The organism is Maricaulis sp. W15 (assembly GCF_001924955.1).
Classification (GTDB): domain Bacteria; phylum Pseudomonadota; class Alphaproteobacteria; order Caulobacterales; family Maricaulaceae; genus Maricaulis; species Maricaulis maris.
Genome location: NZ_LQXG01000020.1, coordinates 170,890 through 196,721, shown reverse-complemented (window position 1 = coordinate 196,721; position 25,832 = coordinate 170,890). Strand labels below are relative to the sequence as shown.

Below are 25,832 nucleotides of genomic sequence, written 5' to 3'. Positions count from 1 at the left end.
ATGAGCGAAATCAGCTGCGGATTGCGGATCGATGTCTGGCTCTGGCATGCGCGCCAGTTCAAGACGCGCAGCCTGGCGACAGCAAAGGTCCAGAAGGGCCGCATGCGGCTGACCAGCGCCGGTACGACGCGGCGCATCAGCAAGCCCGCCACCCTGGTGCGCGCAGGCGACACATTGACCCTGCCGCTCAATGGACGGATCGTGCAGCTGGAAATCCTGGCCCTGGGCACACGTCGCGGTCCGGCCAGTGAGGCCCGCGAACTCTATCGCATGATCGACGACGGACAATCGGTCGAGGCGCAGCAGACGGAAGCAAGCCATGTTTGACGCGATCCGCAATTTCTTCGCATCGGCCGAGGTCGACCTGCGGCCGGAAACCGATCCGCACGTCGCCGCCTGCACCCTGCTGGTGGAGGCGGCCCTGGCCGACGGTATCTATGCCGATTGCGAGCAGGACCAGATCCGCGACATCCTGTCCGGCGCTTTCGGCCTGTCCGACGCCCGTGTCGCGCATGTGCTTGAACAGGGCGAGGAACTCGCGGAGAGCGCGATCGACCATCACCGCTTCACCAAGGTGGTGAAGGCCTGCCTGTCACGTCAGGAACGCATCGCCCTGATCGAACAGCTCTGGCTGGTCGCCCTGGCCGACGGCGAGAAATCGCCCTTCGAGGACGCCTTCATCCGGCGGATCGGCCCACTGCTGGCGATCGAGGATCGCGACCGTGTCTTTGCCCGCACACGTGCAGAAGCCCGGCTGCGCACCCGTTGACAAAAAACCCGTCGCGGCCCATGTCCCGGCAACAAGCCTGCCCTCAATTCCGTCAAATCAAGTCCCGGCCAACATGACCTATATTGTCACCGACGCCTGCGTGCGCTGCAAATATACGGACTGCGTGGAAGTCTGCCCCGTCGATTGCTTCTATGAGGGCGAGAATTTTCTCGTCATCCATCCCGATGAATGCATCGATTGCGGCGTCTGCGAGCCGGAATGCCCGGTCGAGGCCATCAAGCCCGACACGGAAGACGACAAGGACGGCAAGTGGCTGGCCATCAACTCGAAATTTGCCGAGGTCTGGCCCAATATCACGCTGCGCAAGGACGCGCCTGCCGACGCCGATGCGATGGCCGATGAAAGCGGGAAATACGAGAAGTATTTCTCCGAGAAACCGGGCAGCGGCGACTAGCCTCTCCGGGTTAACCAAACGCTACCGTTTGGAAATCGCCGAATTTTATGCTATGCTACGGGCATTGATGGGTAGCGCCTATCGCGCCGCCTGCCTTTCTACATGGTGATTTGCGCGCAGACATATCGATCTCAGAGCCGGATGGGTGCCGGATTTTCTTTGAGAGCGAGCTGCGACTTTTTGCGTTTCCGTGTGAGCAAGGCCCAACGAGAGAGCATCCATGACGAAAAACGACAAGTCTTTCAAAAAGGGCGACTTTATTGTGTATCCCGCACACGGCGTTGGCCAGGTGACGGGTGTTGAAAAAGACAGCGTGGCCGGCTTCGATTTCGAAGTCTATGTCGTCACCTTCGAGCAGGACAAGATGACGCTGCGCGTGCCGACCGCCAAGACCGAAGCGTCAGGCATGCGGCCCCTCTCCAGCGACAAGATCGTCAAGGACGCGCTGAAGACCCTGAAGGGCAAGGCCAAGGTCAAGCGCACCATGTGGAGCCGCCGGGCCCAAGAATACGAAGCCAAGATCAATTCCGGCGACCTGATCCAGATTGCCGAAGTCGTTCGCGACCTGCACCGCGCCGAAGACCAGCCGGAACAGTCCTATTCCGAACGTCAGCTCTACGAGTCAGCGCTGGACCGCATGGTCCGCGAACTGGCCGCCGTCGAGGATATCGAGCACGAGGCCGCCCGCGAAATGCTGTCGACCTCCCTCGCCAAGAAAGTCGCCGCCTGATCCGCTGGATCAAGCCGCGATGACGACACGAAACGCCCGGCCGATGGCCGGGCGTTTTCGTTTGGGGGACCTGGCGCACGCCAGCCGGCCGGGATGACAGCCTGGAAACCACAAGGCGCTCATATTCCTGAGGCATTGGCGTTTCGAAAGGCGAGCCCGCTCGCTGATAGGCATATATCACGTGTCAGCCAGCCGGGGGCGCTTCCACCCAACCCTACAATCCTTGTCATCCCGGCCGGATGGCCTGCGAAAGCAGGCCGCAGGGCCGGGACCTAACAGGTTGCAGGCACATAGGTCCCGGACTTGCGCCCGGCCTTCGCCGGGCATCCATCCGGGATGACAAACTAGAAACGACAAGGTGCTCATATCCCTGAGGCATTGGCGTTGCGGAAGGCGAGCCCGCTCGCTGATAGGCATAAATCACGTGTCAGTCAGTCGGCCGTATCCGGTTTTCCAGCTCAAGGGTGGAACCGCGAAGCGGCCGCTGCGCGGCCCTTGACCTGGAAAACCGGATACGGCGAACTCTCGGCAAGTGGTTTATGGGATGGTGGGCGCCGCAGGGCGCCAGTCCTTCAGAGCCTCCTCAGATTTTTCCCGGAGGCGCGTCAGCGCAATCCGGGACCGGCGCGTGGCTCATCACATGCCCGGCAGTTTCGTTGGCCCCGGGTCTGCGCCCGGGGAAAATGGTGCGCCGGTGATCAGCCCGCCTGGCGCGCGATGTGATCCGATCTCGTGGCAGCGACGTACCCCTCCCTGAAGCGAAGGAGGACCATCATGACGACCGCCAAGGCTGCTACGGCTCGTTTTGCCCACCCGTCTGCCGCTCTCAATTCCGGCCGCGATGCCGGCGAGCAGCGGTTCGTCACATCCGCCATGGCGCGGCCGCTGCTCTCGCGCGAGGACGAGGCCGATCTGGCCCGGCGCTGGCGCGATGATCGCGATGAGGCGGCGCTGCACGCACTGACCGAGGCCCATATGCGGCTGGTGATCGCCGTGGCCGCCAAGTTCAAACGCTATGGCCTGCCCTTCTCCGACCTGATCCAGGAAGGCAATATCGGCCTGATGAAGGCCGCCGACCGGTTCGAGCCGGAGCGTGATGTGCGCTTTTCCACCTATGTCACCTGGTGGATCCGCTCCTGCATCCAGGACTATGTGCTGCGCAATTGGTCGATCGTGCGGACCGGCACGACCTCGGCCCAGAAATCCCTCTTTTTCAACCTGCGCCGCATGCGTGCCCGGATCGGCGACCTCGACGGCGCCTCGATCTCGCCGGACAATCGGGAACAGATCGCCCGTGACCTGCGGGTGCGCGAGCGCGATGTCGACACCATGGCCATGCGGCTTGGCGCGTCTGACCGGTCTCTGAACGCGCCGGTGGGTGATGGTGAGAACTCGCAATGGCAGGACTTCCTGGTCGATGACAGCGTCGCCCCGGAGATCGAGGTCATGGATCGTACCGACAGTGAGCGCCGTTCGCTCTGGCTCGGCCAGGCGATTGACGATCTCAGTCCGCGTGAGCAATTCATCATTCGCGAACGTCGCCTGACTGAAGACGGTTCGACGCTGGAAACACTTGGACAAACGCTCGGCATCTCGAAGGAACGCGTCCGCCAGATCGAAAGCGCAGCCTTGAGCAAATTGCGCAGCAATCTGTGCGCTGCTGTCGGTGACCCGTATGAAGCCGGCCTGATCCCGAACGCCTGACCCGCCACCTGGTCTGATCACCCGCTCCGGCCTCCTGTTCCGGTCGCCTGTTTCGGTCGCCTGTACCAAGCGCCGGACCCCGGCACCGGGATGCCAAGCGGCTCTGCCAGCCCGACCGTGAGTCCCGACCTAGCATCCCGGCCTGAACGCCTGACCTGAACGCCCGGCCTGCAAATCCGACCCGGACATCTGGCAGGTTTGGGCCATTGCCGGAGCCGACAGGTCCACCCGGCCCGACTTGCTCCGGGCATGTCCGGGCACCTGCTATCGCGCCATCGCCGCCTCGCCGTCTTCACCAATGAGTTCCAGCCGGGCGGGATGGTCGAGCTGGATCATCGGCCCATTCTCATCGATCAGCCAGCCGCGTACGCGGACACGCTGACCCTCCAGGCGCTCGGGCGTAAGTCCGGCCGCTTCGAAGGCCTCCGCGTCGCCAGCATCGATGCGGATCGTGAAATCACTGCGATAGTCACGCCCGAAATTGAGATAGATCCGCCCGGAATTGAGCTGCACCGCGTCCAGCACGCGCCCTTCGATGATCTGGGCCGTGCCGACATCCTGGGCGCGGGCATCGGGATGGGTGTCGCGGATGCGATGGTCCGGATCGGCCCACAGGCCGCGATCGGCAGCCCGCGCCGCCGCTTCGGCTGCCAGCAAGGGCGTCGCATGGGCCTGATTGTCGGCATGGGTCATCACCCGGGCCAGACCCGCCTCGACCAGCCGATACTGCAGCCAATCCCCGCCGTCCGGAACATCAGCGACACTGGCACTGGCGGCATCATCCGGCACGGCGGCACTGGCGAGCACAAGCTGCGCCAGGGCGCGATCATAGCGGTCACGGCGTGCGCCCGAATAGACCAGGCTCACCTCGCGCCCCGCCAGCCGGTCTGCCAGCCAGGCTTGCGCTGCGGTCGGCACCGGCGTGTCGATTTCCGCCAGCCGGACTTCCAGCGGGCCGTCAGGGGTCTCGATCCGGACGGTCAAGGCGCCGGCCATGTCGATGAAGGCGCCGTGTTCACCCGCCTCGCCTTGAGGCCGGATCAGGACACTCTCGACACCCACCGTCGTGAGCGTGGCGTCCTGGACTGCCGCGGAAGGACCGCAGGCCGCCAGGCAAAGTACGGACAGGGCCAAACCTCTCATCACCACACCTCCTCTGATACCCCCACATACACCCATGAGTTGCATATTTCAATATCGCGCCCGAAGCGATTTGCGGAAATCTCGCGGCGTTTACCAATCCGTTTACCATCTCGGCCTAAAGCTGGCCGCAGACCTTCCAATCAGGGACACGCCTCCTATGAACGCCTACGCCTATACTGATGATGCTGTCGCCCAGACCGACACCAACACCGACGCCCACGCCATCGCCGAAGCCGTCGGCGAATCAGCGGCGCGCGCCTCGCAGGGCGCCGAGGCAGCCCAGGTTGCCCGCGACGCAATGAACCAGGTGGAGGAATCCAGCCAGGTGCTCGAGCGCCGCGTCGAAGCCCTGACCGATGCCTCGCAACGCATCAATGCCATCCTCTCGACGATCGAGGCGATTGCCAGCCAGACCAATCTCCTGGCCCTCAACGCCACCATCGAAGCGGCCCGTGCCGGCGATGCCGGCCGCGGCTTCGCCGTTGTGGCCGGCGAAGTGAAAGCCCTGGCCGGCCAGACCGCCAAGGCGACCGAAGACATCGCCTCGCGCATCTCGGCGCTCGACAATGAGGTCAAGGAAATCCTCGACGGCGTGCGCGGTTCCGGCCAGTCGGTCGCCCGCGGCAAGGAAGCCGTCGACCAGATGACGCAAGCGACGCAAGAAGTCGCGCACCAGCTCAACACGCTGCGCGACCGCGTCCGCTAGGGCGCTCGACCGCCTGGCAGGCACGAACTCGCGAACGGAGCACATTTGTCGGCGCCGTCCGATTGGCACTCGCAAAAAAATGTATCCGGGCCAACTCAGTCCGCATTGAGCGTTTTCGAGTGATTGATCATCGTCGCATGATCGATCACTCGAGGCGTTGAGACCGATAGCTTGGCGGCTGTTCGTTGCAAGATAATTCCTGCGGTTGCAGTGGCAGTTGGCGACGACTTGCCAGCAATCGGCCCCCGGTGACCGCATTGTTCCCCATCGCTATCACCCGGGCGGCGGCGGTCTTGCGACCCGCAACGTCTACCTCGCGGTGCCGACGGCCTTGCCCTTGCCTCAAAACCAACACCCGCTAAGCCAATAACGGGCACAGCTGTCCAGCCTCGCTCGCAGCTCTCCCACATTCAGATCGAGCCTGATGACCAGCGCCGCCCTTGGGACGCCCCTCCTAACCTGAACGAACGTGACGGATCGTGCCACATCCAGGTCGGCCAGTGCTGCAGCTTCTTCGTCGGCCACTTCGGTCGCGTGGAGCGTCTCGAGAAAGACGGGCCCAGCACGGTCCTGGTCGACGCTCGACGTCGCCTTGACTTAGACTTGCAGCAACGAAGAAACGCGCCAGCGCTCGACCGCTGAAAGGCACGCCCAGTGCCAGACTCCAGCGCCTGCTCGTCTCAATTCTTTTTATCTTGACGGATTGAAAGTCGCTAATGGACAACAACTTAAGATTACTCTACCGTCGGCAGCGCGAGAGGGGATCGCATATTCTAGCATTCACGGCAATCAGCTTAAACCCAGAGTCGAGCGATCTGAGGCCCGGCGAACCCACCGTAGCCTTAAGGGAGCGACCATATGTCGACGGATATTCGTGACCGGTTCCACAACAGCCTGCCATACGAGCTGATCGGGACCGACACGCGATATCCGGAACCGCAAGACGGCATTGCCCTTTGCCTGTCCGGCGGCGGCTACCGCGCGGCCCTGTTTCATCTAGGCGCGATCTGGTTCCTCAACGAGGCCGGCATGCTGCCAAACTTGGATCGTATAACCAGCGTATCCGGCGGGGCCATCACTGCAGCTCGATTGGGGCTGGTGTGGAAGGATCTTCAATTCGATCCAAAAACACAGGTTGCATCAAACTTCCACGAACTGGTTGCGAAGCCGATTCTGCGCTTCACTCGCACGACAGTTGACCTCCCGGGTTCGTTGGCGATGAGGTTTAGTTTGAGATATATTTTCAACCCCTACCGCTTTGCTCTGGATCGAATTTTGCTTAAAGGCGCGTCGCTACAAGACCTGCCGCAAGAACCACGATTTGTATTCAACGCTACAAATGTTCAATCCGGCGCGGTGTGGAGATTCATGAAACCGCGAATGCGCGATTGGCGCGTTGGCGACGTTCCCGAACCCAAAACCCGTCTCAGTTTTGCAGTGATGGCTTCGTCGGCGTATCCACCATTCCTGTCACCGATGATTATGCGCATGGACCATCGGCGTTTTTCACCAGAGTCCGGCAGTGACCTGGGATTGAAACAATTCCGGAAAAAAGTGTATCTCACCGACGGTGGCGTACACGACAATCTCGGCATCGAAACGTCGTGGAAGAAATTCGGGACCATCCTGGTAAGCGATGCAGGCTGGCCTGCCGACCCGGATCCGAAGCCCCGCACATTGATGCTCGGCCATACAATGCGGGCCGTCGCGCTGATGAACAGCGGATTTATCGAAATTCGCAAGCGCCAGATGATCGAGTCTTTCAAGATCATGCACGCCGCCGATCAAGACGCGGCGCATGAAATCGACCCGCACCAACGCGTTTTTGGACGACGGGGCGCTTACTGGGGCATCCGCAACATGAAGGCCTACAAGGCAGACTTCATCGACGTCGACCTCGACCACAAGACTATTGAAAGAGCGAGCAACACCGGGACGCGCCTAGGATCCATCCCGCGAAAGCGCCAGCGCCAACTCGTCGACCTCGGCTATCTGCACGCTGCGATCAGCATCACAAAATATGTGACCCCGAGCCTCGGATCCATTCGGGACCTGCCCTTCAACGAGATTGCCCGACAGTCCTCAAACTGAGAGATTCAGCTCCATGAATACAAAATGTCCAGATTGCACAAGCAAACAAAACTGCGATGCATGCCAGGCAATCCTACTCGAAGCCCTACGTTGTGTCGCAGGCGCCGAGGAGGTGACGCAAAACATTCTCAGCCTGGTCCGGTTCGCATTCGATCACCGAACCTACCGTATTAGTGCACGCGTAAAGACGGTTGAATCTCTATACAATAAGGCTTTGAGAAAGAATAATAAAGACTTGAGTGGCAAAGAAAATGCGATAGAGGAATACTACGCGCCAACGAATTCACGAGACATAATTGGGATAAGAATTGTTACCCTATTGCGAAGTGAAATTCCAGAATCTTTGTCAAGATTATTTCGTCTATTTACAGAATACGACATTGATCAGATATTTCGATTTGATGAAATTGAAGAAGTAATAAATTATTACTCAATCATTGATAAGGAAAAGATGATAAATCAAATAGATGACATCATTAGAACTGAAGAACATAAACAACACTTTGAATACAGGAGCAATCCAAAAGATAGTGGTAGCGGTTATACGTCTGTACATATAGTCATCTGGTGCACATACCTTTCACGAGACTCCTCCGTCCCGGAGCGGCGGTACCCTATCGAGTTTCAAATTCGATCTGCCATGGAAGATGCATGGAGTGAAATAGAACATAAAATTAACTACAAAATTGACTCTCGCGCTAGCGAGAAAGGGGAGGTAGAACAACATTTCCGAGATCAGATTCCGGACTCCAAAGTCCAACTTGATTCCGCGTCAAAAACTCTCGAGAATATTATTGCCGGTTTGGAAATGACAAACACTAGGATTAACGTACCTCCATTCGACAACAACTTCGAACCAAGGCGATTAGAGGAGATCGTGAGACAGACCAGTGCACGAATACGAAATCTGGAAAGATCCACAGCGGACGGCTCTGAACCGACCTCCGCATTGGAACTAAAGGATGCATACGATACTGGCGTCAAGCAACGTGGATCAAAGCGGTCCGAACGACCTGATAGATCAAGTTATCGCACCTTGATTTCTAAACTATCCAGTTCTACTGAGGCGTTTAATTCATGCATCTCTATACTAAATCATTATAAATCCAAGCTCGAAAATGATGTATACAATTATTTGATGTACAATTTTAGAATGGAAATTGCGTACAATGAATACAAATCTGGAGATATGATTCGTCGCTTTGAAGGGAATGCTTCTGCAAATAATTATATTCAGAATGCCCTTTCTATATACAGAAAATTGTCATCGCGCGATGATCACACAATCGTTAGCTTTCGTATGGGTCAATGCTTCTACTCGATGGATAAACTCGACCTGGCATTCGAACATTTTGATTACGCCAACAATCTTCTTGCCAACGACAGCAATATTGAGGCCGGCGAGAATGAGTGGATACATCTCCGTGCGCCAATGAGCCGCGGCCTCACGCTTTGGGCGATTGCGCAGGATGACAAGAGAACAGGCAAACTCGCTCATAAACTCGACTACAAGTTAGTGGAGCGGATTGAACATCTTCGCGATGCAGCCGAATCGACTCGCCCTGCGGCCGCGATGGACTTGGCGGCGTTCGATGTGGATGAGCCTCAGATGGACGAGTTGAGGACGATACAGGCGCTCGCAATTAACAATTATCTGTACTATCGGGTGTCTGCCTATGTGCAGGCCTCAATGTATAAAGAAAGTGGCTCAACCTCTCCTGATGTACTTAAAAAACTCGGCGATGTATTGGACGAAATCCCTCTCGAGGAGCACGAAATTACATCGTCACTTGAAAAAATCAAAGGAATGACTGTCGAGGGTATCCGCGCAAACAGTAAAGACAGCCGTGCAGATACAGTTGCTCAATCACTTGCTTTCCTTATGGCAACAAGCGACAGTTTCGAAAAATATCGGGCGCCCCTCTACGCGGCGACGTTCAGACTCGTTGAACTGGCACTCAATATGACTTCTGAACCTTCCCCGGAGAAACCGGGCTCCGACGAAATACGAAACAAGAATCGCGAGGTGCTGGAAAGGTACCGCAATATGAATGGCATTGGTGAATCGTATAACGAGGAAAACCATGCGGCCCTCTCCGATATCGCCAGCAGCCTTCAAGCGCTTTATCCAGGCGAGGACCCTCTCGACATGATGCTCGACACGATTCCATACGCTCTAAAATCCTTGACTCGCCGCTGATATGCCGGATCAATGATAGCTTAACATTTTTTCGCAATGATGATGCGATTGCCCAAGGAACTGGCCGATGAGACGGGAAACGATGCAACTTAAGACAACGATCGTTTCGGTCTACATGTGGCCGGAAGGTCGGGTTTGGCCAGAGGGTCGGGTTTGGCCAGAGGGTCGGGTTTGGCCGGAAGGTCGGGTTTGGCCTGAGGGACGCTGAACCGGCGCTCACAAAGTCTAGGACGTTGTGACGACGAGGCGAGCCGCGATCTTGGGGGGCGCTGCCCATTGCACGTATCGCTCGGCCATTTGGGCGCGATCTCCGTAGCTACTGCGCTTGGTGATTTCTCATACGCACAAAGCCGAATCTGGCAGAGAATACCGGCCCCGTTACGATGATTGGCCATAATTACACCTAACTCCCTAAACAAGGTAATCAAAATGGATCAGACGCCTGCTGTCATATTATTGGGCGTGGCGAATATTCTTTGACTGGTTCCACAACAAACAGCGCCCGTCCCGAACTTGAGGCCAGTTGGCTACGGCAGTGGGAATTCAGATCAACCTCGCGCCCAATTGCCCATCTTTTGATCGGCCCCTGCCCGTCATGCATGCCCTCTTGCCGAATGTTCGGGTCATAGGTGTCGAGCCACGCGCGGACCTGTTGTTCAGTCGCTACAGCACGCCTCGCCCGATAGGCGACCCTATATGTTCCAGAACGCTTCGGGCCATGAAAGCGGGGCAGATCGACATGTTTGGAACGCCTCTTGGGTGACAAGACTGTTCGAAAGCTACCAGCCCAGGACCGCCACCGGGTGGGTCACACGGGCCTGCCGTCAAAGCGAGCGTGCGCGCAGAACTTCCTGGTCCGGAGCTGCAAGAAAGGTTTCGAGTTCGGCGATCGGTACCGGCTTGGACAGGTAATAGCCCTGGATCCAGTCACTGCCGAGCAGTTTGAGCGCGGCAAGGTCCGTCTCCGTCTCGACGCCTTCGGCCACGACTTCCAGACCCAGATTGTGGGCCAGATCGATGGTTGACTTGATCAGCATGCGACCGCGCGCATTCGCGTTCAGATTGGAGACGAATTGCCGATCGAGCTTCAGCTCGTCGCTGGGAATCATCTGCAGATAGGCCAGTGAGGACTGGCCGGTCCCATAATCGTCAATCGAGATGCGCGCGCCGGCATCGCGCCACGCCTTGAGGTGCTCGATCGCCTTGTCCGGATTGGTCATCACCGCAGTTTCGGTGATCTCGAGCGTGATCGGACCACGCGCCCCGACAATCATCGCCCGGGCCTTGCGCGCAAAATCGGCATCGCCCACCAGCGCGCCGGAAATGTTGATGGCTATGCTCATCGGCTTGCCATCGGCCAACAAGCGCTTCTGGTCCTCAACGCTCTGGCGGAGAACCCATTCGGTGAAGGGCCGGATATGGCCGGTTTCCTCGGCCTGCGGGATGAATTGATCGGGCGGGATGAAACCGCGCTCGGGATGAAACCAGCGGCTGAGCGCTTCCACGGACTCGAACCGGCCGGTCCGCACATTGAGCTTGGGCTGGTAGTAGAGCGCCATCTCGCCCTTTTCCGTGGCCCGCATCATTTCGCTCATCAATGACAGGTTCGCCGCGGGATTGCCGTACAGGTCCGGATCAAATTCGGCATGCGACTGATTGAGGCTGCGCGCCTGATCAATCGCCAGATGAGCCTGGCGAATGGCGGTCTCTGCATCATCGCCCTGCGCCAGGCCGCAAATGATGCCGACATCGATATTGAGATCGTCGACCTGGACGGCGGTTTCGAACAAGCCTGTCACATCCCGGGCCACGGCACAGGCCTCGCGTGTGTCCGCGGAGGGCTGCAGCAATCCGAACAATCCCGGCAGGAGCCGGTAGACCGTCACCGGATAATTGCCACCGGCCAGGCGGTCCGCAACGGCCTGCTCGAAACGCGAATAGACGCGGTAACCGAGCGCGCCGGACAAATGCTTGCGGCGCTTGATCTGGACCGCGATGACAACCGGCACCTTGCCCGTCTTGGCCGTCTTGGCCGTGACCTCCGTCAGGTCGCGCAGCATGGCCGCATGGGTGGGCAGCCCCGTGCTGGCGTCGGTGTAGAGGCTGTCTGACAATGCCCGCGCCTTCGCACGCGCGACGCGACTTCTCGCAAACACAATGCCGGCAATGAAGAGACAGAGCACACCGATGCCCGAGGCTATCATCATGTTGCGGGCCTGGCGCGCCCGGGCCAGTTCGAGCGCCTGCTCAAGACCTTCCGCCCGCAATTGCTGGATCTCGAGCTCCTGCTCGGTGAAGTCGAATTGGGCCCCCACCAAAGCGCTATTGGCCGAGCTTGCGAAAGCCGCCCGCTCGTCGGTCAGGCGTTTGAACGCCTGCAAATGGTCGTAGGCCAAGCCCCAGTCGCCGTGGGCGGCATAAATCTCTGCTGCACTCCCGTGCAATTCCATGAAGTTCTGCGATGTCGTCGCGATCTCGACATCGCGGAAAGCGACGCCAAGGAATCTGACAGCGCCTTGAGGGTCACCGCGGCCATAGGCGATCTGGGCGCGAACACCCCAGAAGAACCGGACCCATTCAAACGTGCCGTCATCGGCGACCATGCTGAACGCCGCATCAATCGACGCGTCTGCCCCGTCATAATCCGCCAGCTCGAGCTGCAAATTGGCCAGGTTGTTGAGCACGCGTGCTTCAAGGATTGCACTGTCCATGGCGTTTGCGAGCGTCCTCGCCTGCGCATAGGAGGCAGCCGCCTCATCATAGCGCCCGAGCTGGGTCAGGGCGTTTGCCAGATTATTGTGGGCCGCAAGGTCAAGCGCCGGGTCCTGATAGCGGTCGAGCGCATTCCTGAAATACTCAACGGCGCGCTCATATTGCCGGGCGTCGGAATAGATGGAGGCCATCGACTGGAGCCCGATCGCCTCGCTGCGACTTTCCCCCAGATCGCGATAAATCTCGTATGCGCTCTGATAGTGCTCCAGCGCTTCACCATGTTCGCCAAGCACTTTCTCGATCCGCCCGAGCGAGGTGAAGATGTCAGCCAGCAGCTTTGTCTCGGCCGGAGCCTCGCCCAACCGGCCTAGCGCCTCAAGGGCGTGCGGGTGTGCATCCTCGGCGCGCCCCATGCGGGTCAACGCTTCGGACTGTAGCCATTCGGCCGTTGCCAACGCTTCATCACGCTCACTGTTTGTGAGCCGATCAGCCAATACTTCCGCACGCTCGGCCAGGGAAAGGGCGGCCGTCGGATCGGCCATCATGACGGAACGCGCCGCGTCGACCGCTTCTGAGACCGTCTGCAATCGTTCAGCGTCTTGTGCGCGCACAGCGGATGGCACCAGAGCCAGAACCAGGCTCAGGACGACCGCAACTATCGCCAGTGGACTTGCAGGCAAACGCACAAACTCTCTCCGAACGCATCGCTTTGGACGACTTTGATGCCGGACTCTACCAGTCCCCGTTAAAGGAATGCCTAATGGCGATCGTCGGCGCGCCCGGCAGGACAAATAAAAGGGCCGCCAACTTTCGCCGACGGCCCTCTTTCAACGCGCTGCCGTGTGGATCAGAAGCGCATTTCGAAGCGTACACCGCTGGTCGCGGCGGAGAATTCCGAGGCCTGCGCATCGCCGGACAATTGCTGGCGACTGAAGACGCTCAGACGACGGTCCGACGACCCCAGCTGCGTTGCGTAGATGACCTCGGCATAGACCGGGCGTCGGCCGCCCAGCTCCCAGGTATCGCTCTGCACACCCAGCTCACCGGTCTCGCGATCGGTGACAGCCATGCCGGTATAGCCCAGGGCTCCGCTTTCGATATGGAGCGGCTGAACCATGCTGAAGCGGACACCGTCATTATTCGAGAACAGGGCCTGATAGCCGACCGAGACCTGGGCCGCGGTGCTGGCGATACGCTCGGCAATGTCGAGCAGGCCGCCATCAAAGGCCGTGGTCCGCGTCTGGGCCATGGTCATCGAAGCACTCAGGGATATCCGCGCGGACGGCTGAGCGTCGAGACCAAAGGTCAGGCCGGTCGTGTCCGCACCGCCCTCAAGGGCCAGCATGCTGCCGCCCTGGGCACCGAGCAGGCCGGTCGCCTCGTGCAGCTGGGTCAGCGAGCCATTGACCGTGACAAGATCGCTCAGCGGATAGCTGAGATCGATATTGGCGGCGAAGGCCTGGTAAGGCGCAACACTGTCAAACAGGGCGCGCTCCTCGCCAGTACCCGGCATCACATAGAGGGCTTGCTCATGGGTCGTGGTGACACCGAAGGAGACTTGCAGCTCGCCGTCCATATCGAACGTGCTCGCCGCATAGGCACCGCCGGAGGCAAAGCCGAGGACCGGGTTCACCCCACCGCTTTCCGGACGATGGTCCGAGAAGAGATTGAAACCGGTCTGGCTGGACAGCGCCAGGGCGCCCTCACCGACCCCGAATTTCATCGACCGGCCGCTTTCCGTATCGGTCAGCTCGACCCCGGCATGGAAGCCAAGATCACGGGCATAGCCGACATTGGACGGATCCAGGGTGGAGGCCGTGGCCGTCACCGTCAGATTGCCGCGCTGGGACAGGACCCGCGACGCGCTGTTGATATCCGAGAAGCGGGTCCCGTTCAGCGACGCGCTGGTGCGCTCATAGATATATTGTTCGGCATAGGCATTGGCGACCGAATCCGCCAGCGAGCTGCCAACGATCAAATCGTCCACCGCGATCGAGAAATCCCGGAAGCTGTCACCGATATCCTCGAACACCGTGACATATCGTCTGTTCGAATAGCGCAGCGAGAGGCGGCCGCCGGTGATGATCAGTTCCGCAGCTTCAACCGGATTATTGCGGCGATCCAGCCCATACAGATTGTCGGAATCAAGTGGTGACATGGCACCGGCGACATCCAGCATGCCGTGACCGTAGACGGCGTCCACACCGGGCTCGCCGAGATCGCGGGCCGACAACAGCAGGACATCGGCCACTTCGCTGCCATCGAGCCAGAACCACCAGCCCTTGACCAGGGCCGCCGCTCCGGACACCAGCGGTGCCGCAAAGGAGGTGCCCGACACGCGGGTCACCCCGCCTTCCCCGTCATCGACGAGGATGAGTTCACCCGGGGCAACCAGGAAACGGTCCATCAGGCGGGAGCCGGTCTCGCAAACACCATTTGTCAGCAGGCAGGCTTCGCCCGGCGTATTGGAGAAGGACGAGATATTGCCCATCGGATCAACCGATCCAACCAATATCAGATTGTCGAGCACCGAAACGCCGGTCCAGTCCAGATCAACCGTCTGCGCACGACCGCCATTCCCGGCAGCGATCACGAAAGTGACACCGTCGGCATAGCGCTCCACCCGATTCTGGCGGAAGACGTCGGCCCAGTTCTGATGCAGGGTCCAACCCCGCACGCCCAGCGACATGTTGATGACAGATGTGCGGCCTTTGGCCAGAGACTCAACCCCGGCGGCAACATCAGCCCAGCTGGCCGTGTGCGACTCATCGAACGGGTTGTAGAAATGCATCGCGGCATGCGGCGCAACACCCATGACACCGGCACCATCGACCGGCGCACCGATCAGGCTGGCAACGGCATTGCCGTGATTGACACCGAGATAGTCACGCTCGCCGCGCTGGCCGCGGAAGCTGCGGTAATCGACAGAATTGACGCTGAAGTCGAGCACCCCGACCAGCGGCGCCCAACCCCATTCATAACTGGCCGCCATGGCCGGCGACCAATTGATGGCCGGCATCCAGTGATCGACATGGTCGACACCGGTGAAACCCATCAGGCTGTCATAGAAGGTCAGGAAGAATTCCGAGCGCTGGCCGACGCTGACCGAAGCCAGGCTGTCCGGATCGTCAGGATCGATACCGAAGCGCGCCATCAGGTCACCGAGGAAGGCCTCATCCATATTCTGGCCGGTTTGCTCTTGAATGGCGGCCCCGAACACGCTTTCAGCCCGATCAATGACCGCATTCATTCCCTCTGCGATCGTGACAAAGTCACCGCCCCCGGCGGCGGCCTCATTCCACTCGGAGTTAAGATCACCCCAGATCGGGCCGATCTCCTCCCAGAAGGGGCTGATGTCGCTACCATAGGGACTGTCATCGCCCCAGAAGGCATTGCTATCGTCGCTGTAGAAGGGATTGATATCCCCCCAGAAGGGATTGATGTCGCCCCAGAAGGGAGAGATGTCTCCATAGAAGGGATTAATGTCGCCGCGGAACGGATTGATGTCGCCCTGGAAGGGGTTGATATCACCGTAGAAGGGGTTGATGTCGCCACGATATGGATGAAGGAAATTCAGCCCGTCGCCATTCGCGTCATCACCGGACTCCTGCGCGTGTGCAGGCATCATGGCCCCGGTCAGGGACATGAGCGCAATCGCTGCAGCTCCGGATTTCAAATACTGGCGCATGAGGACCCTCCCAGCCCATTTACATGCGACCAATATCGCCCTCTTGCATTTCGCCCCCCCTAACAGACGTTGTAAACAAAGGCTTAATTGGGCCACTGGTTAAGAATGGGTTTCCGACAGGGGGGACCGCGCAATGTCCGCAAGCCGTCGACGGACGGAATTTCGCGCTTGCGTCGGGAATTCAACTATTCCAGTTAGGCGTCCAGGTCGGCCCCGTAGCTCAGCAGGATAGAGCAACGGATTCCTAATCCGTAGGTCGTGCGTTCGAATCGCGCCGGGGTCACCACTTTTCTGTCTCGCGGCTGTCCGCTTAGCGGACGCCTCCGACGGGCGGGCCATCAGGCCCGACGCGCGGTCGCGCTGGCGGACCCGACGGGTCCGCGAGATCAGACTGGATTGCCTTGCCTAGCCCAGCGTCGCCATGTCGATGACGAAGCGGTATTTCACATCGCTCTTGAGCATGCGCTCATAGGCGATGTTGATCTCGGACATGGCGATCATCTCGATATCCGAATGGATGCCGTGCTCGGCGCAGAAATCGAGCATTTCCTGGGTCTCGGCGATGCCGCCGATTGCCGAGCCGGCGATCGAACGGCGCTTGGCCAGCAATCGCCCGACCGACGGGGATGGATGGGCTTCCTCCGGCACGCCGACCAGGACCAGCGCGCCATTGACCTTCAAACAATCGAGATAGGGATTGAGGTCATGCGAGGCGGCAACCGTATCGAGAATGAAATCGAGCGTGAAACGCTCGGCCTTCATCTGGCCCCGATCACTGGAGATCACCACTTTCGAGGCGCCGAGCCGCTTGGCGTCCTCGACCTTGCCCGGTGAGGTGGTGAAGAGCACGACTTCAGCGCCCATCGCCTTGGCCAGCTTGACCGCCATGTGTCCGAGACCGCCAAGTCCGACCACGCCAACGCGCTGGCCCGGGCCGACCTTCCAGTGGCGCAAGGGTGAATAGGTGGTGATGCCGGCACACAGGAGCGGCGCCGCGCCGGCCCGGTCGAGCGCATCGGGAATGCGCAGGACGAACCCCTCCTTGACCGTCACCCGCTGCGAATAACCGCCATAGGTATGGCTGCCATCAGGCAGGCGTCCATTATAGGTGCCCGTCGCGCCGGTATCGCAATACTGCTCCAGCCCCTCATGGCAGTGGCCACATTCGCCGCAACTGTCGACCAGACAGCCGACACCGACCGTATCACCCGGCTTGACCTTGCTCACCGCACCGCCGACCGCGGCCACCGTGCCGACAATCTCGTGACCGGGAACACAGGGATACATCGTGTTTTTCCAGTCATTACGCGCCTGGTGGAGATCGGAATGGCAGACCCCGCAATGGGTGATCTCGATCAGCACCTCGTCCGGGCCGGGCTCGCGTCGATCAAAGCTGATCGGGGCCAGGTCGGCGTCTGATGACTGGGCAGCATAGCCAAGGGATTGCGGCATGGGTCGGCTCCGTTTCGATGCTTCGGTATGGAGTGTAGGCCAGCCTGCGCGAAAGCCAAGGGCAGACGACCGGCCAACCCTGGCCCGTCAACAGCCGCCAGTCGTCAGTCGTCAGCTGTCAGGGCAATGATGCCGGCCTGGCCGCCAAACAGGCCGCTCTGGCCCTGATGGTGCGAGCGGCGGGCAGAGAAGAGACGCCCCGCCTCGGCATAGGTGCAGGCGCGTGAGCGCCAGACCGCGGTTTCCGGCAGGCCGGCCAGGATCAGCTGCCGCCGACAGGCCTCGCCAACATCCAGATGGGCCCCGCCTTCCGGGTCCTTCGGCGACACAATACCGCCCGTGACCTCGAATGCGGCCTCGAATTGCGCCACGACTTCCGGGCCGACACGATAATTGACCGCCGAGATCGACGGCCCGATGGCGGCCAGCAATTGCCCCGGTCGGGTGCCGTAAGCCTCGCCCATCGCCTCGACCGTCGCCGCGACGATATTCTGCACCGTGCCGCGCCAGCCGGAATGGATGGCGGCAATGGCCCGCTTGTCCGGGTCGAACAGCAGGATGGGGGTGCAGTCGGCGGTCTGGCAGGCCAGCCCCAGGCCGGGCCGGTCGGTCATCAGCGCATCGCCCTCGCCGGCTGGCTGGTCGCCCTTGGGCGGCCCGTCGACCCGGATCACCGCGCGGCCGTGCACCTGGGTCGCAAAGACCAGCGCATCCAGCCCGAGTTCCGCGCGCACCCGGTCCCGGTTCTCGGACACGTGCGCCGCCTCGTCACCGCGCGAGCGGGTCAGGTTAAGCGAGGCATAGGGTCCCTCACTCACGCCGCCAGTGCGGGTGGTAAACGCATGCACAATACCGGGTCGGTCGAGCAGGTCCGAACGGACAAGGTCAAGTGTCATGGGCGAAATCCTAGACGGTCGCGGCCAAGATCAAAGCCCTTTCCGGCATCGCGAATATCGGCGATCAGATCATTGAAACCGGACCAGTCGTCTCCGTCAGCGATCCGGTCCCAACAGGCCTCAACCTTGTCGATGACCAGGCTGACCGGTTCAGCCCGCCCGAACAGGTCATGATCAAGGCGTTCGGACCGTACCGGCGCATGCGCCGACAGCGCCGCCCGCCAAGCGTCAAAGGCCTCGCCCGCGTAGGACGACGCCCGTGGCCCGGCCATCGCCCGCGCCGCCGACGCCTCACCGCAGAACCAGTCATGGAAGGGCGCCTCCCAGGGCAGTTTGCTGGCCTCCATGAAGGCCAGGAAGCTGCGCACCAAGACCTCATCCGCGGCCTCACCCGCCGACGCGAGACCGAAACGGGCGAGGAAGGCGTCGAGCAGCGCCGTGCGGTAAAGTTCCGGGAATGTGTTGAGCGCCGCTTCCAGCGTCGACCTGTCGCCGGTCACGCCGAGGGCCGTGGCCAATTGCTGCAGCGCCCAGAACACCGCCTCGGGCTGGCGGGCGAAACAATACAGACCCTGATGGTCGAAATAGGCGGCGGTAAAGCCCGGCTCGTAATGCGGCAGGAAGCGCCACGGGCCGTAGTCAAAACTCTCGCCGGTCAGGTTGAGATTATCGGTATTGAGCACACCGTGCACAAAACCGGCCGCCATCCAGCTCGCCGCCAGCCGGGCACTTTGCTCCACGACGGCGGCCAGCAGGGCTGCCGGTGCATCGGGTGCCGCGGCGAGCTGCGGGAAATAATGCTCGATGGCATGACCCACCAGCGTGTCGATCCGGTCCGTCGCGCCTTCAAAGGCATGACGCTGGAAGGTCCCGAAACGCAAATGGGAGTGGCCGAGCCGGGTCAGGACAGCGGAGCGGGTCGGCGAAGGTTCGTCATTGCGCGCCAATTGCTCGCCGGTCTCGAACACGCAAAACGCCTTGGACGTGTACACACCCTGGGCCTCGAGCATTTCTGCCGCCAGCACTTCGCGGACCGCGCCCTTGAGGGTCAGCCGTCCATCGCCGCCACGCGACCAGGGTGTCTGTCCGGAGCCCTTGGTCGCAAGATCGAGCAGCCGTCCCTGATCATCGCGCAATTGCGCAAACAGGAAGCCGCGACCATCGCCGAGATCGGGATTATAGGTGCGAAACTGGTGACCATGATAGCGCATGGCGCGCGGCCGGGACTGGTTGTCAGGCAAGGCGTCGAAACGCTGGAAATGCGCCTCGCGGGCCGACCGGTCGAGCCCGTCCAGTCCGATCGCCGCGTCCCAACGATCATTCCAGAAACGCAATTCGGCGGCCGGGAAGTTGGCCGGGTCCACCGGATCGGAGAAATCGTCGCCAAGGCGGGCGAAGACGGGGTCGGGGCGATAGGCAGGGGGAAAGCTCATGCAGCGGAGCTAAGCCCGCGCGCGGTGAATTGCAAACTCAGCGCCGCAGCCCGTCGCCAAGAATGAGGGCGGTCTCGTCCACGATCGCCTTGGCACCGGGCAGGACAGCCGTGAGATTGAAATAGCCATGCGGAAGCGCCTTGCCGAGGGCATAGCTGACCGTATTTCCCGCCGCCAACAACAGGTCGCGATACGCTTGCCCTTCATCCAGCAGCGGGTCGAGTTCGGCGGCGATGATATGGGCCGGCGGCAGACCGGCCAGGTCGGGGTTGAGCAGGGGCGAAACGCTCAATTCGACGGCCTGCGCCGGATCGGTCAGATAAGCCCGCACGACCTGGTCCAGGGTAAAGCTGGAGAGGAGATGCCCTTCCAGCCATTTCGGCTTGGGCTTGCGGCGCTCAACCAGCTGCAGGAGCGGATAGATGAGCAGCTGGAAACAGATCTGCTTGCGCCGCGTCTGGGCCAGGATGGCGGCCAGCCCGCCACCGGCCGAGTCGCCGGCGACCGCGATCCGGTCCGGCAAGGCGCCAACCTCGGCAGCCCCCGGACCGACCAGCCAGTCAAAGGCCGCCAGCGCATCCTCGACCCCGGCAGGCCAGGGATGTTCCGGCGCCAAGCGATAGTCGATGGCCAGCACCCGCATGCCGGACTTCGCCGCCAACCGCCGGCACAGGCTGTCATGGGTCTCCAGATCGCCGATCACATAGCCGCCGCCATGGGTGAAAAACGTGCATGGACCCGGCGCGTCGGCTCCGTTGGGACGGTAGAGCCGGGCCGCGATCTCACCTGTACCGCCCGGCACCGCCAGATCCCGCACCTCCGCCAGATCAGGCGCGCGCACATCCATGTGCGGCGCCGCATTGCGCAATGCCTCGCGCATGCGCGGCGCCGCCCGGGCTGGTTCGAGCGGGTCTTGCAGACCGAATTTGGTGAGGGCCTCAGGCCAAGCGGGCGCATCCATGACATCCGGTTAGCACGGGTGCGGGCAACGGCAAACGCGACAATTCGATCAACCGCCGCAAACGCGGGTGTCAGTGAAGCGTCACACCGGCTTCACGATCGAGACGACCGGCCAGCGCATCTTCCATCACCGAGCGCAGGGCGCGCCAGGCATCGGCGCTTTCCGGCAGGCCCTGACCATCAAGATCCGTCACCGCCTCGTCGGCATAGCCGATCGCCTGCGCGCCGTGCAGATCGACCATGGTCCAGGCGATCTGGTGGATGTCTTGGGCGGTGATTTGCACATGCACGGTCATTCGGGGGCTCCTGCCGGATGGATGTCTTGCCCTCTTCAAGAGCAAGCGGCAGGCCAGCCTCGCGCCGAATTTTATCTCAATTATTCAACGGGTTGAGTTTTCCACAGACCGGCGCGCCCTGCCCTGCGGTCGAAATTGCCGAGTCGTTCTGTCCGGGTCGGCCTCAGGAGCGCTTGCGGCCGGGCGCATAACCGCCGCCGTCGAGATAGGCGGTCTCGGCCGCGGTCGAGATCCGCCCCAGCGCCTCATTGCGATAGGGGAAACGGCCAAATTGCCGGATCACCTCGCGATGCTTGATCGCGTGATCGCGCGTGCCGGTTCCCGACAGGCGCTCCGTCGCCAGTTCGACGCAGAGATCCTGGTCGTCGAGATTTTCCGAATGCATGTAGGGCATGTAGACGAAGGCCCGGCGCTCATCGGGGATCACCCAGTCATAGCCCTGCTCGATCATCTGGCCAGCCAGATGGCGGGCGATCTCGTCATGGGCAAAGGCGTGGCCCGAACCGCGCCAGATATTGCGGGTGAGCTGGTCGAACTGGATGATCAGGGCAAAGGTGCCCAGCGCCGTATCCTCCCAGGGATGGCCGCGCTCCCACCAGATCTGCGCATTGCGTTCAACCGAAGCGGCAAACCGGCGCCGCACCCGGGCATCAAAAGCCGGCGTCGCGGCGTACCAGCGCTTCGGCCCGGCGGTCTCGAACCAGAAGTCGAGGACATCATCGGCGGTCGGATCGGCGATACTCATACCCGCAATTCCCCGGACTCAATGGCCGCAAAAAGCTCCTTGGTCATAGGCACATAACGCCCTTCACCGGGATGGTCGAGCAGGACCGGGTCAGCGACCCGGGACGGGTCGAAGCCTTCCTTGACGAGATCGACCTTGCGGAATTTGAATGTGCCTGTGGTGTCGGTCTGCTGCTGCAGGCGCAGGAAGAGCGGGCGCGCATAGCTGGGCAGCGCTGCGTGGACATGGGCGTGCAGGGCGTCGAGGTCGAGCTTGCCCGGCTCGGTCACCAGCGCCGCCATGCCGGCCCGTCCGGAATGGCCTGTCACTTCGACCCCGAACACATTGGCCTGTTCGATGCCGTCAAAGGCGAAGGCCTCGGCGACCTCGCCGGTGGCAACATTCTCGGACTTCCAGCGGAAAGTGTCCCCGACCCGGTCGATGAAATAATAATAGCCGAGCGCGTCGCGGGACATGAGATCACCGGTCCGGAACCAGGCATCGCCTTCCTCATAGACGTCGCGCAGCACCTTCTTCTCGGTGTCTTCCTTCGAGCCATAACCATCGAAACGGAAGCGGGCATCATCCGGATCAATCCGGCCGATGGCCTCGCCGACCTCGCCGGGTTCACAGGGAATGCAGCGACCATTGGTGTCACGCAGCGGCATTTCCGCATCGAGGTCGAACTTGACCAGGTCGATATTGAACCGGTGCTTGAGATAATTCGGCACACGGCCGACGGCTCCGGGCTGGTTATAGGCATTCACCAGGCCGACATTGCCCTCGGTCGAGCCATAGAATTCGACAATGTCCTTGAGCGCGAAACGGGCCTGGAAGGCGTCCCAGACATCGCGGCGCATGCCGTTACCGATGGCACAGCGAAGCGTATGGCCGTGCTCCTCGGGCACTTCCGGCGAATTGACGAGAAAACGGCACAACTCGCCAACATACATGAAGAGCGTGGCGCGAAAGCGCTGCACATCGGGCCAGAAGGCCGAGGCGGAAAACCGCGGCCGGATGATCAGCGCGCCGCCGAAGGACAGGGCACAGCCGACGCCGCACAGCCCGCCGGTCGCATGATAAAGCGGCAGCACCATCATCATCCGGTCGTCCGGCTTGGCCTTGGCGATGATGGCGAAGATGTTGAGATAGTAGAGCGCCCGCACATGCGTCATCAGCGCCGCCTTGGGCAGGCCGGTCGTGCCGCTGGTGAACATTTTCAGCACCGGTGCTTCCGGCTTCACATCGGCACGGACCGATGGATCCAGACGCGTGTCGTCCTCGGCATCCAGGGCGGCATCGAGACCCTCCGCGCCGTCCATCGCGCCGTCAAACGACCAGGCCGTGACATCGTCGATCCCGCACGCCTTCGCTGCGCTGTAGGCATCGGCCAGGCTCGACTCGACAATGGCATGCTTGCCCTCGCCGATGGTCAGGCAATGCGCCAGCGAAGCGCCGGTCAGCTGGCTGTTGATCAGCGCGGTCACCACGCCAACCTTGGACAGGCCGAACCAGACCGCGATGTACTCCCAGCGATTGGTCATGAACAGCGACACCGCATCGCCCGGTTTCAGACCGCGGGCCAGCGCCCAGCGGGCGACCCGGTTGGCAAGGGCGTCAAACTGGCGATAGCTGATTTCACCGTCGTCGAGGATCGCCATCGGACGATCCGGAAAACGGTCGACGGTCGCTTCGATATGGTCCGGCACGCGCAGGCCGGATCCGGATCCGACCTTGGCCACCTTGCGCAGCACCGACAGCATGCTCGTCACATAGTTGAACTCACGCGCAATCGCGCCCAGCATGCCCATTCGATCGACCTCCCGTATTATTGTTGCGCGTGACGATATGGGTCGTCCCTGCCCGGTCAAGCAAGGGCAGGCGCTCACGCGGCAAGTGTGATCGCATGTTTCAGAAGATTACCGGGATTTGCCGCGTCAAGCGAATGACCGACGGGCGGGTGCCGTCTCCAGTCTAGCGTCGGCGCATCGTGCCGTCTCGCCCGGTTTCCGATAGAAGCGCCAGGCAAACGGCCAGCAGAGGCAAGTCCTTCAGGAGGAAATGCCCCGTCGCGGCCAGCGCCGGGAAACCGCCCAGATCATTCGCCCAACTTGCCGGGAAGGTCAGCAGGAAGCTCAGCGTAAGGATGAAGGTCGTGATCGCCAGATACAGGCCCATGCGAAAGAGCGTGTTGTTGAACCAATAGCCGATCAGGGCGACCACGGTGATCAGTTCGATCATGCCGATCAGGTTGGACACGGTCTGCAGCGGCATCAGACCCAAAAGCCAGGCAAAGGCCGGACTGGTCTGCACCAGCGGCTCGATCCCGGCGGCCTCGACGGCGGTGAATTTCATGCCGCCGATCCAGCCGAGCACCAGGACAAGACCGAGCCACATCACTGGCTGGCTCCACATCCGCATGTCGGTGTGACGTTGGGCAAACATGCGGGTATTGGCAAAACTCCCGCCCCACAGGGACAGGCCGAGAATGGCGACGTATTTCAGGATGCCCTGGCCGGAACCGATGGCCGGGAAACCGCCGGCGGCCTCGATCCAGACCGGATTGGTGAGCATGACCGTCAGCGCAATGAAGGCGTACAGCCCGGTCATGGCGAAGCCGATGCGGCGGAAGCTGCCGGACGGGATCGGCGCGCCGACCAGGACGCCGGCGATGATCTGGTAAAGCCCCAGCGTCTTGGCCGCCGAACTCGCCTGGCCTGCCAGGCCGGACAGGAAGGCATGGCCCTCGATCCAGCTGCCGGTAATACCCGTGCCGACAGCGGTGAAATTCATCACCCCGAACCACAGGAACATCACCGCCAAGGCCAGGCGGGCAAACAACAACGCGTTTCCAGGCGACAACAAGATCAGGCCTCCGTCCAGGCTCGAGCCGCGAGGCTAGCACCGGGCGAAGCGACTGACGAGAGCCGATTTCAAGGGCTTGATGACGATGCGGTCACGTCGTCATCGCCGCAATGTGTGTCGTGAACCAGACTGGCTTCGCGGAACCGGCCCCACGATACGCTAGTCGTCTTTCGGCGTAACGATACGACCATCATATGATTTGCATCATACTTTCGGCATATGGTATTTTGAGGGAAGGAGATGCCCCATGACCATGATGCGAAAAACGATCACCATCCCCGATGCGATGGAAAGCTGGATCAAGGCGCGCATCGAATCCGGTCTCTATGTCAATGACAGCGAATATATGCGCGATCTGATCCGCCGCGATCAGGAACGCCATGCGGGCGAAGAACAGCTCCGCGGCTTGATTGCCGAAGGGCTGGAAAGCGGAATGAGCAATGCCAGCGCTGCCGACATCAAGAAGCGCGTTGAAGACCGGTTGAAAGCCGATGGCCGCCTATAGGCTTTCGGCAAAGGCCGATGCCGACATTGATGCGATCTACGAATATTCCATCCTGAATTTCGGGTTGGCCACTGCCAGCACCTATATCGACGAGCTTTTTGCGCGTTTTGATCTGCTGGCGGACAACCCCGGATGGGGCAATGACTACACCCATATCGCCCCCGGTCTGCGGCGTTACGAGCACACCCGCCATCCATCTATTACACGCGCCTCGATACAGGCGATGTGCTGATTATCCGCGTTCTGGGCGGACGACAGGATCCGGCCCGCCATTTCTAGGCGGATTTTTGGTCGCAAATTGAGGCCAGCACCTCCGGCTCCGGGCCGGACACGGATTTGCGCAGAGCGGAAACAAATGAAGAATGGTGCGGGCTGATGGACCCACCCCGGCCCAACAGGGCCGCAAGCGCGACCGCGCGCCGGGCGGTCAGCCTGCCCCATCGGAGGCGTGAGCGCAGCGAATTGCCGTGAGATAAAAATGGTGCTGGCAGATCGACTGGTCGCGAACACCCCAGCCTTGAGCGCGCTTCATGTGAGCACGAA

General features: G+C 61.0%; 21 protein-coding genes and 1 tRNA gene. 11 read left to right on the top strand and 11 right to left on the bottom strand.

Annotation, left to right across the window (positions count from 1 at the left end; genetic code table 11):
* The 5 genes from AWH62_RS15125 to AWH62_RS15105 all read left to right on the top strand — a co-directional run bounded on the left by AWH62_RS15125 (position 1) and on the right by AWH62_RS15105 (position 3,618).
* Positions 1 to 327: an RNA-binding S4 domain-containing protein gene (locus AWH62_RS15125; RefSeq protein ID WP_075191324.1), complete on the top strand. Its 327-nt coding sequence runs from the start codon at positions 1 to 3 to the stop codon at positions 325 to 327.
* Entirely contained in the window at positions 320 to 769 is a 450-nt protein-coding gene (locus AWH62_RS15120; RefSeq protein ID WP_075191323.1) for a TerB family tellurite resistance protein, read from the top strand. The genes AWH62_RS15125 and AWH62_RS15120 overlap by 8 nt, the downstream gene beginning before the upstream one ends.
* Positions 770 to 842: 73 nt before the next feature.
* Positions 843 to 1,184, top strand: coding sequence for a ferredoxin FdxA (gene fdxA / locus AWH62_RS15115; protein WP_075191322.1), 342 nt, complete (start codon positions 843 to 845; stop codon positions 1,182 to 1,184).
* A gap of 220 nt (positions 1,185 to 1,404) precedes the next feature.
* Positions 1,405 to 1,914 (top strand): CarD family transcriptional regulator, encoded by a 510-nt coding sequence (locus tag AWH62_RS15110; RefSeq protein WP_075191321.1) that lies wholly within the window; start codon positions 1,405 to 1,407, stop codon positions 1,912 to 1,914.
* Positions 1,915 to 2,688: 774 nt separating this feature from the next.
* Complete coding sequence (locus tag AWH62_RS15105; RefSeq protein ID WP_075191320.1) at positions 2,689 to 3,618, top strand: RNA polymerase factor sigma-32; 930 nt, start codon at positions 2,689 to 2,691, stop codon at positions 3,616 to 3,618.
* Between the two features lie 264 nt (positions 3,619 to 3,882).
* On the opposite strand, the gene AWH62_RS15100 is transcribed toward AWH62_RS15105, so the two are convergent.
* Positions 3,883 to 4,761: a thermonuclease family protein gene (locus tag AWH62_RS15100; RefSeq protein WP_158025647.1), complete on the bottom strand. Its 879-nt coding sequence runs from the start codon at positions 4,759 to 4,761 to the stop codon at positions 3,883 to 3,885.
* Between the two features lie 157 nt (positions 4,762 to 4,918).
* Between AWH62_RS15100 and AWH62_RS15095 the strand changes: the two genes are divergently transcribed.
* From AWH62_RS15095 to AWH62_RS15085, 3 genes are all read left to right on the top strand, one after another.
* Positions 4,919 to 5,467: a methyl-accepting chemotaxis protein gene (locus AWH62_RS15095; protein ID WP_075191318.1), complete on the top strand. Its 549-nt coding sequence runs from the start codon at positions 4,919 to 4,921 to the stop codon at positions 5,465 to 5,467.
* Positions 5,468 to 6,325: 858 nt separating this feature from the next.
* Entirely contained in the window at positions 6,326 to 7,558 is a 1,233-nt protein-coding gene (locus tag AWH62_RS15090; protein ID WP_075191317.1) for a patatin-like phospholipase family protein, read from the top strand.
* A 13-nt stretch (positions 7,559 to 7,571) separates the two neighbouring features.
* The gene (locus tag AWH62_RS15085; RefSeq protein WP_075191316.1) at positions 7,572 to 9,758 is read left to right on the top strand and encodes a hypothetical protein; all 2,187 of its coding nucleotides are present in this window, start codon (positions 7,572 to 7,574) and stop codon (positions 9,756 to 9,758) included.
* 824 nt (positions 9,759 to 10,582) lie between these two features.
* On the opposite strand, the gene AWH62_RS15080 is transcribed toward AWH62_RS15085, so the two are convergent.
* Both AWH62_RS15080 and AWH62_RS15075 read right to left on the bottom strand, forming a co-directional pair.
* Positions 10,583 to 13,156, bottom strand: coding sequence for an EAL domain-containing protein (locus AWH62_RS15080; RefSeq protein ID WP_143743093.1), 2,574 nt, complete (start codon positions 13,154 to 13,156; stop codon positions 10,583 to 10,585).
* A 161-nt stretch (positions 13,157 to 13,317) separates the two neighbouring features.
* Complete coding sequence (locus AWH62_RS15075; RefSeq protein WP_075191314.1) at positions 13,318 to 16,158, bottom strand: S8 family peptidase; 2,841 nt, start codon at positions 16,156 to 16,158, stop codon at positions 13,318 to 13,320.
* A 209-nt stretch (positions 16,159 to 16,367) separates the two neighbouring features.
* On the opposite strand from AWH62_RS15075, the gene AWH62_RS15070 reads away from it, so the two are divergent.
* Positions 16,368 to 16,444 (top strand) — tRNA-Arg (locus tag AWH62_RS15070).
* Between the two features lie 119 nt (positions 16,445 to 16,563).
* On the opposite strand, the gene AWH62_RS15065 is transcribed toward AWH62_RS15070, so the two are convergent.
* The 8 genes from AWH62_RS15065 to AWH62_RS15030 form a co-directional block, all read right to left on the bottom strand.
* Positions 16,564 to 17,610 carry an NAD(P)-dependent alcohol dehydrogenase gene (locus AWH62_RS15065; protein WP_075191313.1) on the bottom strand — a complete coding sequence of 349 codons (1,047 nt, stop codon included), beginning with the start codon at positions 17,608 to 17,610 and terminating at the stop codon, positions 16,564 to 16,566.
* Between the two features lie 104 nt (positions 17,611 to 17,714).
* Positions 17,715 to 18,506: a peptidoglycan editing factor PgeF gene (gene pgeF / locus AWH62_RS15060; RefSeq protein WP_075191312.1), complete on the bottom strand. Its 792-nt coding sequence runs from the start codon at positions 18,504 to 18,506 to the stop codon at positions 17,715 to 17,717.
* Complete coding sequence (locus AWH62_RS15055; protein WP_075191311.1) at positions 18,503 to 19,939, bottom strand: protein adenylyltransferase SelO family protein; 1,437 nt, start codon at positions 19,937 to 19,939, stop codon at positions 18,503 to 18,505. Before AWH62_RS15055 ends, pgeF begins: the two co-directional genes overlap by 4 nt.
* A gap of 37 nt (positions 19,940 to 19,976) precedes the next feature.
* Entirely contained in the window at positions 19,977 to 20,900 is a 924-nt protein-coding gene (locus AWH62_RS15050; protein WP_075191310.1) for an alpha/beta hydrolase, read from the bottom strand.
* Positions 20,901 to 20,970: 70 nt separating this feature from the next.
* The gene (locus tag AWH62_RS15045; RefSeq protein ID WP_075191309.1) at positions 20,971 to 21,195 is read right to left on the bottom strand and encodes a hypothetical protein; all 225 of its coding nucleotides are present in this window, start codon (positions 21,193 to 21,195) and stop codon (positions 20,971 to 20,973) included.
* A 163-nt stretch (positions 21,196 to 21,358) separates the two neighbouring features.
* Positions 21,359 to 21,940: a DUF924 family protein gene (locus AWH62_RS15040; protein ID WP_075191308.1), complete on the bottom strand. Its 582-nt coding sequence runs from the start codon at positions 21,938 to 21,940 to the stop codon at positions 21,359 to 21,361.
* Positions 21,937 to 23,730 carry a long-chain-acyl-CoA synthetase gene (locus AWH62_RS15035; RefSeq protein ID WP_075191307.1) on the bottom strand — a complete coding sequence of 598 codons (1,794 nt, stop codon included), beginning with the start codon at positions 23,728 to 23,730 and terminating at the stop codon, positions 21,937 to 21,939. Before AWH62_RS15035 ends, AWH62_RS15040 begins: the two co-directional genes overlap by 4 nt.
* A 163-nt stretch (positions 23,731 to 23,893) precedes the next feature.
* Complete coding sequence (locus AWH62_RS15030; protein ID WP_143743092.1) at positions 23,894 to 24,784, bottom strand: DUF417 family protein; 891 nt, start codon at positions 24,782 to 24,784, stop codon at positions 23,894 to 23,896.
* A gap of 247 nt (positions 24,785 to 25,031) precedes the next feature.
* On the opposite strand from AWH62_RS15030, the gene AWH62_RS15025 reads away from it, so the two are divergent.
* Together AWH62_RS15025 and AWH62_RS15020 are read left to right on the top strand one after the other, a co-directional pair.
* A complete protein-coding gene (locus AWH62_RS15025; protein WP_075191305.1) occupies positions 25,032 to 25,289 on the top strand; it encodes a type II toxin-antitoxin system ParD family antitoxin in 258 nt (85 codons plus the stop codon).
* Positions 25,276 to 25,521 carry a type II toxin-antitoxin system RelE/ParE family toxin gene (locus AWH62_RS15020; protein WP_083635239.1) on the top strand — a complete coding sequence of 82 codons (246 nt, stop codon included), beginning with the start codon at positions 25,276 to 25,278 and terminating at the stop codon, positions 25,519 to 25,521. Before AWH62_RS15025 ends, AWH62_RS15020 begins: the two co-directional genes overlap by 14 nt.
* Positions 25,522 to 25,832: the final 311 nt, after the last annotated feature.